At 44.5% G+C, this 12,183-nt stretch carries 15 protein-coding genes; 9 read left to right on the forward strand and 6 right to left on the reverse strand.

The annotated features are described in order from the left end of the window. The first annotated feature begins 500 nt into the window (after nucleotides 1–500). Both SGLY_RS17090 and SGLY_RS07065 read left to right on the forward strand, forming a co-directional pair. Entirely contained in the window at nucleotides 501–1,649 is a 1,149-nt protein-coding gene (locus SGLY_RS17090) for a GGDEF domain-containing protein (RefSeq protein ID WP_013624584.1), read from the forward strand. Between the two features lie 107 nt (nucleotides 1,650–1,756). After that, entirely contained in the window at nucleotides 1,757–2,323 is a 567-nt protein-coding gene (locus SGLY_RS07065; RefSeq protein WP_013624585.1) for a hypothetical protein, read from the forward strand. Here SGLY_RS07065 and SGLY_RS07070 read toward each other — a convergent pair. Together SGLY_RS07070 and SGLY_RS07075 are read right to left on the reverse strand one after the other, a co-directional pair. Beyond that, nucleotides 2,317–2,955: a hypothetical protein gene (locus SGLY_RS07070; RefSeq protein WP_013624586.1), complete on the reverse strand. Its 639-nt coding sequence runs from the start codon at nucleotides 2,953–2,955 to the stop codon at nucleotides 2,317–2,319. The genes SGLY_RS07065 and SGLY_RS07070 overlap by 7 nt on opposite strands. Nucleotides 2,956–3,158: 203 nt before the next feature. Then, a complete protein-coding gene (locus SGLY_RS07075) occupies nucleotides 3,159–3,521 on the reverse strand; it encodes a NifB/NifX family molybdenum-iron cluster-binding protein (protein WP_013624587.1) in 363 nt (120 codons plus the stop codon). A gap of 159 nt (nucleotides 3,522–3,680) precedes the next feature. On the opposite strand from SGLY_RS07075, the gene SGLY_RS07080 reads away from it, so the two are divergent. The 3 genes from SGLY_RS07080 to SGLY_RS07090 all read left to right on the forward strand — a co-directional run bounded on the left by SGLY_RS07080 (nucleotide 3,681) and on the right by SGLY_RS07090 (nucleotide 5,923). Then, on the forward strand, nucleotides 3,681–4,505 hold the full coding sequence (locus SGLY_RS07080; protein WP_041444724.1) for an MBL fold metallo-hydrolase: 825 nt from the start codon (nucleotides 3,681–3,683) through the stop codon (nucleotides 4,503–4,505). A gap of 172 nt (nucleotides 4,506–4,677) precedes the next feature. Continuing rightward, the gene (locus SGLY_RS07085) at nucleotides 4,678–5,178 is read left to right on the forward strand and encodes a flavin reductase family protein (RefSeq protein WP_013624589.1); all 501 of its coding nucleotides are present in this window, start codon (nucleotides 4,678–4,680) and stop codon (nucleotides 5,176–5,178) included. Nucleotides 5,179–5,263: 85 nt separating this feature from the next. After that, complete coding sequence (locus SGLY_RS07090) at nucleotides 5,264–5,923, forward strand: DUF1847 domain-containing protein (protein WP_013624590.1); 660 nt, start codon at nucleotides 5,264–5,266, stop codon at nucleotides 5,921–5,923. Nucleotides 5,924–6,169: 246 nt separating this feature from the next. On the opposite strand, the gene SGLY_RS07095 is transcribed toward SGLY_RS07090, so the two are convergent. Genes SGLY_RS07095 through SGLY_RS07105 form a run of 3 tightly spaced genes read right to left on the reverse strand, consistent with a single transcriptional unit; the run spans nucleotide 6,170 to nucleotide 7,573 of the window. Continuing rightward, nucleotides 6,170–6,652: a MarR family winged helix-turn-helix transcriptional regulator gene (locus tag SGLY_RS07095; protein ID WP_013624591.1), complete on the reverse strand. Its 483-nt coding sequence runs from the start codon at nucleotides 6,650–6,652 to the stop codon at nucleotides 6,170–6,172. A gap of 3 nt (nucleotides 6,653–6,655) precedes the next feature. Beyond that, entirely contained in the window at nucleotides 6,656–7,177 is a 522-nt protein-coding gene (locus SGLY_RS07100; RefSeq protein ID WP_013624592.1) for an HXXEE domain-containing protein, read from the reverse strand. Nucleotides 7,178–7,210: 33 nt separating this feature from the next. Further along, on the reverse strand, nucleotides 7,211–7,573 hold the full coding sequence (locus tag SGLY_RS07105; RefSeq protein WP_013624593.1) for a DUF6463 family protein: 363 nt from the start codon (nucleotides 7,571–7,573) through the stop codon (nucleotides 7,211–7,213). A 148-nt stretch (nucleotides 7,574–7,721) separates the two neighbouring features. On the opposite strand from SGLY_RS07105, the gene SGLY_RS07110 reads away from it, so the two are divergent. Continuing rightward, nucleotides 7,722–8,219, forward strand: a complete 498-nt coding sequence (locus SGLY_RS07110) for a DUF134 domain-containing protein (protein ID WP_013624594.1) — start codon at nucleotides 7,722–7,724, stop codon at nucleotides 8,217–8,219. Nucleotides 8,220–8,322: 103 nt separating this feature from the next. Here the strand turns inward: SGLY_RS07110 and SGLY_RS18130 are convergent, their stop codons facing one another. Beyond that, entirely contained in the window at nucleotides 8,323–8,496 is a 174-nt protein-coding gene (locus SGLY_RS18130; protein ID WP_013624595.1) for a hypothetical protein, read from the reverse strand. A gap of 158 nt (nucleotides 8,497–8,654) precedes the next feature. On the opposite strand from SGLY_RS18130, the gene SGLY_RS07115 reads away from it, so the two are divergent. From SGLY_RS07115 to SGLY_RS07125, 3 genes are all read left to right on the forward strand, one after another. Beyond that, a complete protein-coding gene (locus SGLY_RS07115; RefSeq protein WP_013624596.1) occupies nucleotides 8,655–9,041 on the forward strand; it encodes a DUF134 domain-containing protein in 387 nt (128 codons plus the stop codon). Between the two features lie 84 nt (nucleotides 9,042–9,125). After that, complete coding sequence (gene modD, locus SGLY_RS07120; RefSeq protein ID WP_013624597.1) at nucleotides 9,126–9,983, forward strand: ModD protein; 858 nt, start codon at nucleotides 9,126–9,128, stop codon at nucleotides 9,981–9,983. Nucleotides 9,984–10,099: 116 nt separating this feature from the next. Further along, a complete protein-coding gene (locus tag SGLY_RS07125; RefSeq protein WP_013624598.1) occupies nucleotides 10,100–12,133 on the forward strand; it encodes a Na+/H+ antiporter in 2,034 nt (677 codons plus the stop codon). Nucleotides 12,134–12,183: the final 50 nt, after the last annotated feature.

Here is a 12,183-nt window from a genome sequence, read left to right on the forward strand (position 1 = left end):
CCGGGCGGGATCGGCCGAGTTTTCAAAAAACCAGTAAATTATTGTCGAAACAATTGGAATATAATGAACGAGGTGGTAAAATCAAGAGGACACTCGTTGAAAAACGGCCGATTTTCTGTCTGACCGCCAAGAAACCGGGAGAATAGGGGAAAGAAACACCTTGCGGGCCGATTCGGCCCGGGGATGATTGAGGATAATCATGAGTTTACAACCTTTTCATGTGATGACGGGGCCGGATCAAGTAAGTTGAGAGGAAAAGAAAGTGTCTCAACCTCTGTTTGATGAGAACAAGGACCGTGCGCCTGTCTGCTTCAGGGTCTTCTGTTTCCATTTTTCCTTGGGGAATGTATTGGTGGGAGAACGCTTTTTGCCAAGCCATGTGCCTCTCGATTTTTTCATCTGCAGGCGGATGGCTTGTTTCTGTGTGTTTATCCAGGTGGCGGTTTTAGACGGGTTCCCCGGGGATTAAGATGAGCTTGATGAGAGGTGATCTGCTGTAAATGCACAAGATGCGCAGCTTTATTCGTAATACGTTTTCCGCAGAAAACAGTGAGAAATTCCGGCAGGAAAAATTCAGGCACAATCATTTATGCATATTCGCGCTGTCTGTCTATCTGACATTTGAACAGCTGTATTACGGCTTTTGCATATCGGAACCGGGAAGCCTGAGGCAGAAAATCTTTATCGGCACGGCAGGTCTCATGCTGGCCTATACGGCAATCAGCGCCCTGATTCACGCCAAAAAGACCGGGCAATTAACCCGGGGCCATAAAATATATGAACTGAGCTTTGGCCTGAGCGGTTTTGCCATCGCGATCGCCAGGTCCCTGATCTTACAAAACCATACATTTGCCTTGCCTTCCATCTATATTGCGGTGATTTACGGTTTTGCGGTATTTTTTTATTTGTCGCCGCTGGTCAGCTTCGGAATATACTTCATTACCTGTGCCTCGGTGCTCATCCTGCTGCCGCTGTTTCACCCCGAGATCGTCCTCATCACTTATGTCCAGGACATTGTGACCAATAACTTCATTGCCTGGATCGCCTCAGTCATCAGCTACCGGAGATATGTCAGAGAGTACAGGTGCCAGCAGACCATATCCGATAAGAACGAGGAGCTGCAGGCCAAGACGGCCAATATCCAGAAGACAAACCAGACCCTGCAATACATGTCCAACATCGATGACCTGACCAATATTTACAATCGCAGAAAGCTGAACGAATTTCTGGAGCTGGAATATGAGCGGTGCCGGGCGGCGGGGAAAAACATCTCTTTAATCTTGATTGATGTGGATTTCTTCAAAGCGATCAATGACACTTACGGACATTCCGCGGGCGATAAGGTGCTTGAACAGTTCGGAAAATTGCTCAAACAAAACGTCAGCCTCAACAATATCGTGGGAAGGTGGGGCGGTGAAGAATTTTTAATGATCTGCCCGGAAACCAATCTTGAGGAAGCGGTCTGCCTGGCGGAAAAAATAAGGAGAATGGTCCAAAACGACGACTTTAAACTGGAAAATCAGGTCACATGCAGTCTCGGAGTGGCGACAAATCAGAATATCGATACCATAACCAATTTGATTATCCGGGCGGACAGGGGACTTTACCGGGCGAAAGCCCTGGGAAGAAACAGAGTTGAAGAGGGATAAAGCGATCAAGCAAAAAAAAGAAAGGTGAAGACCGCTGGAATAACAGGCAAAACAAGGCCTGGGAGGGAAAAATCAGACGTGAGGAATGATTAAAAGGAATGGTTAAGATGAAAAAATATTTGATCTGGTTCGTTGCCGCTGCCGTACTCTTGCTTGGTGGCTGCAATGCCCCGGCCGAAACGGCCCCGGAAAACAAAACAAGCGCAACGACTGAAACCAAAACAGTCCCGACAACGGAAAATAAAGTTGTAACCACTGGAATCGGCAGCTTGTCAAGCTATACCAGCGAAAAGGGGCTAATTGTTCAAATGCCTGAAAAATGGCAGAACAAAGAAATAAGAGCGGAAGAAAACCAGAATTGCCTGCGGTTGATTTTTTCCGGAATAAATCATAAAGATGAAATCATGATGACGATCGGAGCATTGACGCAGGCCAAATACCAGGACCTGAAAAACAGGCCGGAGGATGATCCGGAGAAAATCAGAGAAGAAGATGTTCTGGGCGAAAATGAGAAATATGTATTTTATCTTATTCCAAAGTTGGATATTGGCTATACAATGGAAGAAATCAACGAGCATCAGCAGACGATCGTTGAGATATTTTTAGATCACACCGAGCTTAGAACGTTGATTAAGATCATCCCCGCAAAGGAAAACGAGCGGGAACCTTACTGAAAAACCTTGACTTGCTGGATTGGTTTTAAACGATCTTTTTCCAATATCGATAGAGCCCAGCCGTCTGCTCCGTCCTCATAACGGTATGTGAGTAAGACAATATTTCCGTCTTCATTGTAAACCGCATTCCCGGTATGACCATCGGTCAATATGCTGTTAAGCAGCTCCTGATCCACCTCTTTGACTTCTTTGAACTCCTCTAGTTCTTTTTTATTGGCTTTGTGCAATTCGTTTTTTTGCAGATGATAGACATATGCAGAATGATCAATATCACTTTCGTTTCCAAAAGCAAGCTCGTTACGATTCGATTTCACGCTCGTATAGTCGCTGCCCTGCATTTTATTCAGGCCCAAAGACAGGTTATCAATGGTGTGGAGAATAGCCTGCTGATCAAAATCGTAAATCAAGATACCGTTAAAATTTAAGATCACTGCATATTGATCATAGGCATAAACCAATCTTGGACCGGTCGCTCCAATCGGCTGGTTTTTTATTTTTTCAATGACTTGATCATCTTGATTCAAAAAATTTTCCAATTCGGAGTTTTTACCGGCGGTTTGCTCATTTGCACAGCTGACCAGCAGAAAAAGGGCGAATACCAGAACGAGAAGAAAGGCCGTTTTTTTTCGCATAATTCAAGTCTCCTTATACGAACAAAATAGGGGTTATTCCAAAAGCCTGTGATCTCTTGATTCAGTCAGAGCTTTCGGATGCCCTATAATTTAGTATACTGAAAATACCGGCTGAACGCCAGTATTGCGGAGCGGAATTGCCGGGCACAGCGATCCGGTTTTACCCTGGCTCACCTGTGTCCGACAATTCAGGCCGGGGTCAATCAGCTGTGGCATTCATGCTCATGGGCATGACAGGAATCACCGGAATCAAGCAAAGATCCGGCAAGCCAGCGAAGAGCCACTTCCTTAACATTTCCTGAACACCCCCGCACCACCTCAATACCTGAAGCATGCAGCACATTAACGGCGCCTTGCCCCATATTTCCGGCGAGCAAGACTTTGACATCCATTTCTGACAGTGTTTTAGCGATATTTGATTTGCATCCGCAGCCCGCGGGAGAGGCAATGGTCTGCTCATCAAGTATTGCTTTGCGATTGGGGTCAACAGTGAAAATGGTATAGTACTCACAGTGACCAAAATGGTCGTCAATGGAATTTTGACGAGACGGCAGGGCGATTTTCATGTTGAACATTCCTCCATTTTTTTCAGTGCCGGCAATTGAGTTATTGACATATGCCATTTATAACCCTATTATAATCCATAAAGAGCATATGTCAATAACTGAAATGATTCGGCCGCGAGCTGAGCAGGATGACAGGGGCATAATTGAGGAGCGAGAATGATGATCATTAAAACATTGGTGGAAAATACAGCGGTCTCGGATCAATTCGAAGCTGAGCACGGGTTAAGTCTTTATATCGAGACCAATCAGCATAAGATCTTATTTGATTTAGGCGCCAGCAGCGTATTCATCAAAAATGCCCGCAAAATGAAGATTGATCTTGCCGGTGTTGATCTCGCTGTGATCTCTCATGGACATTACGATCACGGCGGCGGACTGCGGGAGTTTTTGCGCATCAATGAGCGGGCTCAAATTTATTTAAAGACAAAAGCGTTTCAACAGCACTGCGGCCGTAAAGCTGACGGGGGAATTGAAGATATCGGTTTGGATGACAGCTTGCTGCCCAATGCGCGTCTGACCCTGGTTGAAAATGATTTGAACATAGGCAGCGAGCTTGAGCTCTTCGGCAATGTCAACGGCCGGAAATTCATGTCCTCACTAAACACGGACATGCTGATGAGGGAGGGCCGGGAGCTTGTCCCGGATAATTTCGCCCATGAGCAAAACCTGCTCATCAAGGAAGAAGGAAAGACCCTGCTCATAGCCGGATGTGCTCATACAGGAATGGTCAACATATTAGAGCACCTTTTTACGCAAAAACAAATCATACCCAGCCATATCATAGGAGGATTTCATTTATACAGCAGGGCGAAAAAGCAAGCGGAGGAAGCGAAGACTGTTGAAGAGATAGGGAAATACCTGCACCAGACCGGTTTAAGATTTTATACCTGTCATTGCACCGGCCGGGATTCTTTTCAAATCCTGAAAACAATCATGGGAGATCATATTCAGTACTTGGCAGCCGGAAGCCAAATCGAAATCTAAAGAAGATCCAAATTGATGAACAGCAGGATTCAGCTCATTTGGTTATTGGCATTTGACAATAACTGAATGAGGGGTATAATTTTTTTAAGAGATAAAAAAGGGAAGGGGGGATTAGCGGCCGGCAATACTTGTCCCGGGCAGGACCCAACAATTTCAGATAGGAGAACTGGAAATGAAAAAGACAGTGACCGATTTCAAAGGATGTTTAAAGCCGGTGCCGGATATTTTGGTATCCTGCAGAAACAAAGAGGGGAAGAATAACGCTTTGGCAGTAGCGTGTGCTTGCAATTGCAGTATGAATCCGCCAATGATTATGGCAGGGATTGTTCCCGGCAGGTATTCCTATGAATTCGTCAAAGAAACCGGAGTATTTGTTGTCAATCTTGTGACGGAGGAGTTAAGAACACAATATGCCTATCTTGGCAGCCACAGCGGCCGGGACGAAGACAAACTGGCAAAACTGGGAATGAAAATCGGGGAAGGGGTAAAAATCAATGCCCCTATTTTATTGGATTGCCCTGTCAGTATCGAATGTACGGTAGTGGATTCCATAAAAACGGGAACTCACGAAATGTTTGTCGGGAAAGTAGAATATATTCATGCCAAAGAAGAATTCATCTTAGAGAATGGGTCTGTTGATTATGCAAAGATCAACTTGCTGAAATTTCGTTAATCGTTGAGATAAAGCGGATGAAACCCCGCGTGACCGGGAAAGCTCAAGCCTTTGGCAAAGAAAAAGGAAAAAGGGGGTTTGCAGCATGAGCAAAGAAACAAAGAGTCTGAGTTGTTCAGAGTGCGGAGTGGTCAATTGCTACAGGATGGAAAAAAAATTCCCGGAGTTCTGTCTGACAACAAATACCGATCATAAGCTGATCCAGGAAACGAAAGAGCTCTATCAAAAAGATGAGTTTGTTTCGAAGTTGGCCCATGCAGCGGCAGAGATCGAAGGGACCTACTTTGGCAAGATTACGCGGGTGGAAGAGATCGTGCTGTTTGCCAAAAGAATTGGAGCAAAGAAGATTGGCATCGCCACTTGTGTAGGCTTAATGAATGAAGCGAAAATATTTGCCAGAATACTGCAGGCAAAAGGGCTGGAGAGCTATTGCGTGATCTGTAAAGTAAGCGCGACCGACAAAACAGAAATTGGGATAGACAAAAATCTCAAAATAAAAAAAGACTGTCATGAATCCTTATGTAATCCGGTCCTGCAGGCAAAGCTGCTGAATCAAGAAAATACGGATTTAAACGTGATCGTGGGGCTATGTGTCGGTCATGATTCCATCTTCATGAAATATTCAGAAGCCCCCGTAACAACCCTGATCACAAAGGACAGGGTATTGGCCCATAATCCTGCCGGAGCATTGTACACCACCGGATTTTACTATACCAGACTGCTGGAGACCGATAAGGACGAATAACCTGCTTTAACTTCAATGATGCCCTGGCAAAACAAATAGGCTTGAAGTAAGAAAGCCACGAAGTCATGGCGGCCCTCAGTAAAACAGTATTTGATTGAGAGTGTGGCGTAGCATAAAAGCTACGCCATTTCTTGTCTAAAGAAAAACACCTGCTAAGCAGGTGGTAGGTATCTACGCATACTATTAAACATTTTTTCATAAAAAATCCTTCTTTCTGCTGATGAATTTTAGATTGTGGCATCCTCATTACTGGAGCTGGTGAATTAGTTTTTGGGTTATTTGTTGAAATGCAGCCAATTCTTCTTTGTTCAAATCCCCAAGTATTTTAGCGGATTCATCAGCATGTGCTTTAATAGCTTTCTTAACGACACTTTTCCCCTTATCAGATATAGTGGCAATAATACTACGTCCATCATCTGGTGCGGGAGTGCTTATAATAAATTCACTTTTTAAAAGCAAGTTTATTCGGTGGGTCATTGTTCCAGAAGCTACACCGGTGCGTTTTAACAATTCCTTTGGTGATAAGCCGCTTTCTCCTGCTTGGTATAAGATTACCAACATATCATAACTCCAAGGCTCTAACTCAAAAGTTGCAAGTAGCTCTTTTCTTTTTTTCAGAATTAAGGTAGACATATGAGAGATGTTGAAAAGCAAATGTATATTTACTACCTCGTCATTGTTTACAATAGTATTCCAAACGGAAGATTGGTTGTTTTTATCCTTGCCCATTTTTTATTCTCCTTTTGCATAACAGGTAATCCATTGATCTATTCGTGGGGTCAACCAGTTTATAAATTTAAAGTTGCTGCCAATGATAATTAGAAGTATTGGAGAGCATAATAGCACTATATTCCATTGGAGCAATTCAAGGCGGATGAAGGAATATATCACCCATGTGTATATAGGTAAGGTTAGTATACTTGTAATCAGCGAAGGGCAGTAACGCCGATAAATGAAAAGCTCCAATATATGGCCCAAAAGATGAAAAGAATAAATACAGTAGAAAACCCAAATAAAAGAATATCCTTTCCAAAGTATAGCAGCAATCGAAAAAACAGAAACCATAATAAATTCCTCAGCAATTAGTGCTGCAATTGTAGAGGAATTTGTATTTTTATAGCTCACAAAATAATGATTTTTCAAATGGTTATCTGTTTCTTTTCGTTTTAACCACGGCTTAATGAAAATAATTTCTTCAAACTCATGAAACATAAATGCGGCGAGTGCAACCATTATCATAAATGTAAAATCCAAGTTATACTCCTTTCCAAAATTAGTTATGTGTCACTACCGCCAAACAAGTAAAATTATAGATTGAATTAAAATCAACCATGAACCAGACTTGGGGGCAAAGACCGTAGCTAAAATTCCTAACAACAAAAAACCAATACAGAATAGCAGTGGTAATTGCAAATTCATAACCCGAATGAGCCAATCCACCAAAACCCCAAGCAACAACAAAGCCAATCCAGAAATCTCAAACCAGAAGAAAAGGTTAACATCATTGGGTATAGAAGCTGCATTATCATCTTTAATACTGGAAGATATGAGTTTAAATAAGAGAGGTCTATAATATAGTAGCCCGATAAAAAAATGCAATATGCTTGTTCCCATAATCGCTATTCCCGTATATGAATAAAGATATTTCATGACATCCCTCCTTGAAACAATCTCGATATCAAGATAAATGTACCGTATATTTCTTCATGCGTCAAGAGCAAGTGTGGAAACAGCTTGATGAAATGTTTATTATGCTATAATAATGGCAAATCCTATTTATAGATTGAGGGGTAAAAACATGCCAAGGCCGGTAAAATGGAGAAAAGTAGAATATATCCCGAATAACACTTATTTTGTTCCTTGCCCGAAGGGAAGCTGCAGAGAGTATTCTGATGTGAATGAGGTGCAAATCAAAATCGAAGAATTGGAAGCAATGCGCTTGAAAGATATAGAAGAGTTGTCTCAGGAGGAATGTGCCGAAAAAATGGAGGTTTCCAGACAGACGTTTCAGAATATCATTGATGAAGCCAGAAAGAAGGTTGTTTTCGCTCTGGTAGAAGGAAAGGCGATTTCCATCGGCGGCGGTCGCTACACAAAAAAAATATGCAGACTGAAATGTCTGAACTGCGGGAAAGAATTTGAGGCGTCTTTTGAGGAGGACCAGCAAAAATGCATAAATTGCGGTTCAGCTGAGCTCAGTTGTTTCAAAAAGGTCAATGGTCATAAGCATTGCCCCAAACAGTCCGGTGAATACCCTGCTTCGGAAAAAAGGCTGGGGAACAGTCAGCTTGAATGACTGAATGGGGCCGCTCTGGTTCACGATCTGAAGAAAACCCACTTTACAATGAGCAGATCAAAGTAAAGCGGGTTTTCCAGATCCGATAAGCAACGATCACCGGCTAATCCTGATAACCGGATAATTGTTGATGTGCGGAGTGAAGCGAATTGATCGCTTGTTGAATTTTGTTTTTGTTGTCTAGCTTTTCGGCAGAATTCAGCGCCTGTTGTAATGTATTTACGCAGCTTTGAACTGAAGCCATACTCTGGTCAACGTATTGTTTGGCTTTTGGCATATGGGCACCTCCTTTCATCAGGAAAGTATTTCTGAAATAGCATCTGCACAAATTTAGATAAATATTCAGAACCAAAACCAAATGCGGTTCAAAACGCAGTATAATATAATCATAAAGGGTATATGTCAACAACTTTCTTGTCTAAGAGGTGAAAAAATATGCCAAGACCGACAAAGGGCAGAAAGGTCTGCTGCCTGCCCGGAAGTAATCTTTTCGGCCCCCTCAAGCCCGGGCTTACCCAACCGGATATTTTAGTCATGTCTGTGGATGAGTATGAAACGATCAGGCTGATTGACCTGCAGGGATTTACGCAGGAACAATGTGCCAATCAAATGCAGATTGCCCGGACAACAGCCCAGCGGATTTATAATAAGGCCCGAGAAAAGCTTGCCCAATCATTGGTGAACGGTAAGCTTCTGAAGATAGAGGGCGGTGATTATAAGCTGTGTAACGGGCAGGAAAACACATGCGCCTGCGGAGGCTGCCGCAGACACCGGTGCAGCAGTGCTTTTGCGGATGACGGCAGCTGCCGGGACAGGGAATGATATCCCGGAAGGTTTGTCCGAAACGGCAAAGGGTCTGCTGCTTGCTGCTCAAAATCAATGGGGTTTAAAAGGAGAGGTGATTCCGTGTTTATTACAGATGAAATGATTGACAGGCTGATCAAAGAAGATGTGCCATACTTTGATCTGACCACGTATGTATTGGATATCGGGAGGAGAAAGGGAAAGATCAGATATACTTCAAGACAAAGCGCTGTAATCAGCGGCACCGAAATCGTGGGAAGGGTGTTTGCCAAATTGGGAATAGACGCGGTAAACCTTCTTCCTTCCGGCACAAGAGTTGAAGCCGGGGATGTTCTGGCAGAGGGAGACGGCAATACGGAAAGCCTGCACATGGCATGGAAGGTAGGCATGAACATCTTAGAGTATTGCTCTGGAATCGCAACGAGGACAAGCAAGCTGGTACAGGCGGTAAAGAAAATCGATCCCAAAATAGAAATTGTGACAACCCGTAAAATATTTCCCGGAACTAAGGAACTTTCCATCAAAGCGGCCTTAGATGGAGGAGCCTTGCCTCATAGACTGGGATTATCTGAAACCATACTGGTTTTCAAGCAGCATGCTGTATTTTTGGGAGGGATAAAGGGATTTTTAAGTCAATTAGAAGAGATCAAGCTTAAAGCCCGTGAAAAGAAAATAACGGTTGAGGTGGAGTGCAGGGAGGATGCAATAGAGTTATGCAAGGCCGGCATAGATGCTCTTCAGTTTGACAAGGTTCCGCCGGAAGAACTGAAGGAGATCATTGCGGATATCAGAAAAATTAATCCGGGCATCACATTGATCGCGACGGGGGGAATCAATGCCGATAATATCGAAAAGTATGCTTCAGCCGGTATTGATACGGTGAATACGTCATGGGTTTATTATGGAAAGCCCGTTGATCTTGGCGCCGAGATTACAGGAACAGACGCAAACGGGCAGTGATTGTGGATTCACTGTTTTTAAAAGCTTAAGGCCGCCTCTTCGCACGGCGTATTCTTTTTGAGGAACGGAATGTCTTTTATCTATTTCAAGCTGGTTGTCCGGAGAAGGAGAAGCGAATGGAATCTTTCTTGATGATCTTGATCATGCTGGCCGCAATCGGGCTTTCCAATATGATTAATCATATTGTGCCATTTATACCTGTACCGCTGATCCAGATTGCTCTTGGCGTTTTGATCGCGGCCGTTCCGGGAGGACTCCATATTCCATTGGAGCCGGAGCTGTTTTTTGTCCTGTTTATTGCCCCGATCCTTTTTAATGACGGGAAAAACGTGTCGAGAAAAACCCTGTGGAATTTACGCAAGCAGATTTTGTTGCTTGCTTTGGGCCTTGTTTTTCTAACGGTACTGGTGATCGGCTTTCTGACCCATTGGCTGATTCCTTCCATCCCCTTGTCGGCAGCCTTTGCCCTGGCCGCCATCTTATCGCCGACTGATATTGTGGCGGTCAGCGCCATGTCAAGCAGGGTCAGGATTCCGAAAAGCATCATGCATCTTCTTGAAGGGGAAGGGCTGATGAATGATGCCTCCGGTCTTGTCGCCTTTAATTTTGCCATTGCCGCCACCGTAACCGGAGCTTTTTCTTTAGGGGACGCAAGTCTGAGCTTTTTGAAAATTGCCGTCGGCGGTTTCGCGGGCGGCGCAGTGCTGGCCTTCCTCATCATCCGGCTGAGGCTTTTTATCCGCCGCCTGGGGATGGAAGACGTGACCTTTCACATGCTCATTCAAATCCTCACCCCGTTTGTCGTCTTTTTACTGATTGAACATATTCATTTATCGGGAATTTTAGCGGTGGTGGCAGCCGGGATTGTGCATGCAATGGAGCGTGACTACGAAGAATCGCCGACGATTAATTTGCAGGTTGTGTCCAGAAGCACTTGGATCGTTCTGCTGTATGTGTTAAATGGTTTGGTCTTTGTCCTGCTGGGGTCGCAAATCCCGGATATTCTCAATGAAATCTTCAATGCCCCCACTTTCAATAATGCGGAAGAGATCGCTTATACCCTGGTCATTTCCCTGGCCCTTTTTGCCCTCCGCTTTATTTGGCTGCATCTTTTGGAGTGGAGCCGCTGGAAGCTGAAAAAGCCGGATGCGGTCAAGCCCGGGCTCAGAAGGACTGCGATCGCCGCAATATCAGGTGTCAGGGGAGCGGTAACCTTAGCGGGAGCGTTTTCCATCCCCTTTGTGCTGGCTGATGGCAGCCTCTTTCCGCAGCGTTCCTTAATGATATTTATTGCCGCGGGCGTGATTTTAGTGACGCTCATAACGGCGAGCATCGTTTTGCCGCTGATCACCAAGTCAGAAAATAATGAGGTGAAAAACAACAGAGAAAAGATGGAGAAGAGGGCGCTGATCCGAACCTATGAAGCGGCCGTCCGCGCCATGCGGGGAGCGCTGGATGAAGACAAGCGGGAAGCGGCCCTGAAGATCATGTCAACCTACAATCATACCCTTCAGCAGCTGAAATCTGAAGAAAATGGAACGAACGCTCTCACTGTCAAAAAAATGGAGGCGGAAATCCGGATGAAGGCGCTGGAAGCGGAGTCTCAATGTATTGCTAAACTGACGGAAGAAAAACGCATCGATAAGGAAACCGCATTGCTGGCCCAGGCGCGTATTCGCCGGAGGGAGGTTGCCGTAACCAATCGGTCCAGATTCAGAATCTTGATGATTTGGACGTTAGTGAAGAGGATCTTATATCAAAGCAGTCAGATCTTGATCTCCCAAAATCATCAATTGCGCAGAAAAGAACGGGAAAAAAGAATAAAGCTGTACCGGCTGAGAAAAGACTTGGGGGAAGCGGCCATTCGAGCGGTAAAAAAGGGCTTGACGCCGGAGAACCGGGAAATTTCTTATCTGATCATCGGGGAATATATTGAACTGATGACCAAGATCAAGTCCGGAAGAAGCGAGAACTATTCCCGGGCCTTGGCCAGGATGGAACGAGAGCTGAAGGAAAAGGCTTTCCAAGCGGAACGGGACGAGATTCAGAAGCTATATGAGAATGGGAAAGTGACCAGAGATGTGACCCAAAAAATCCGCCGGCAAATCAATATCCGGGAAGCCTATTCCCTGGAGGAAGAGAAATTTTGACTGTATTGTCGAAAAAACCGGCTGGCAGTTTATTCTGTCAACCCACTTGC

Origin of the sequence: Syntrophobotulus glycolicus DSM 8271, from assembly GCF_000190635.1 — a bacterium.
In the GTDB taxonomy this organism is placed as follows: domain Bacteria; phylum Bacillota; class Desulfitobacteriia; order Desulfitobacteriales; family Syntrophobotulaceae; genus Syntrophobotulus; species Syntrophobotulus glycolicus.

Excerpts from the sequence above, each read along its gene's own strand:
- SGLY_RS07105 (WP_013624593.1), bottom strand. The coding sequence starts at position 7,573 with ATGAAATATCTTTATTCATATACGGGAATAGCGATTATGGGAACAAGC.
- SGLY_RS07125 (WP_013624598.1), top strand. The coding sequence starts at position 10,100 with ATGGAATCTTTCTTGATGATCTTGATCATGCTGGCCGCAATCGGGCTT.
- SGLY_RS07070 (WP_013624586.1), bottom strand. The coding sequence starts at position 2,955 with ATGCGAAAAAAAACGGCCTTTCTTCTCGTTCTGGTATTCGCCCTTTTT.
- SGLY_RS07110 (WP_013624594.1), top strand. The coding sequence starts at position 7,722 with ATGCCAAGGCCGGTAAAATGGAGAAAAGTAGAATATATCCCGAATAAC.
- SGLY_RS17090 (WP_013624584.1), top strand. The coding sequence starts at position 501 with ATGCACAAGATGCGCAGCTTTATTCGTAATACGTTTTCCGCAGAAAAC.
- SGLY_RS07065 (WP_013624585.1), top strand. The coding sequence starts at position 1,757 with ATGAAAAAATATTTGATCTGGTTCGTTGCCGCTGCCGTACTCTTGCTT.
- SGLY_RS07115 (WP_013624596.1), top strand. The coding sequence starts at position 8,655 with ATGCCAAGACCGACAAAGGGCAGAAAGGTCTGCTGCCTGCCCGGAAGT.
- SGLY_RS07085 (WP_013624589.1), top strand. The coding sequence starts at position 4,678 with ATGAAAAAGACAGTGACCGATTTCAAAGGATGTTTAAAGCCGGTGCCG.
- SGLY_RS07090 (WP_013624590.1), top strand. The coding sequence starts at position 5,264 with ATGAGCAAAGAAACAAAGAGTCTGAGTTGTTCAGAGTGCGGAGTGGTC.
- SGLY_RS07095 (WP_013624591.1), bottom strand. The coding sequence starts at position 6,652 with ATGGGCAAGGATAAAAACAACCAATCTTCCGTTTGGAATACTATTGTA.
- SGLY_RS18130 (WP_013624595.1), bottom strand. The coding sequence starts at position 8,496 with ATGCCAAAAGCCAAACAATACGTTGACCAGAGTATGGCTTCAGTTCAA.
- SGLY_RS07080 (WP_041444724.1), top strand. The coding sequence starts at position 3,681 with ATGATCATTAAAACATTGGTGGAAAATACAGCGGTCTCGGATCAATTC.
- SGLY_RS07075 (WP_013624587.1), bottom strand. The coding sequence starts at position 3,521 with ATGAAAATCGCCCTGCCGTCTCGTCAAAATTCCATTGACGACCATTTT.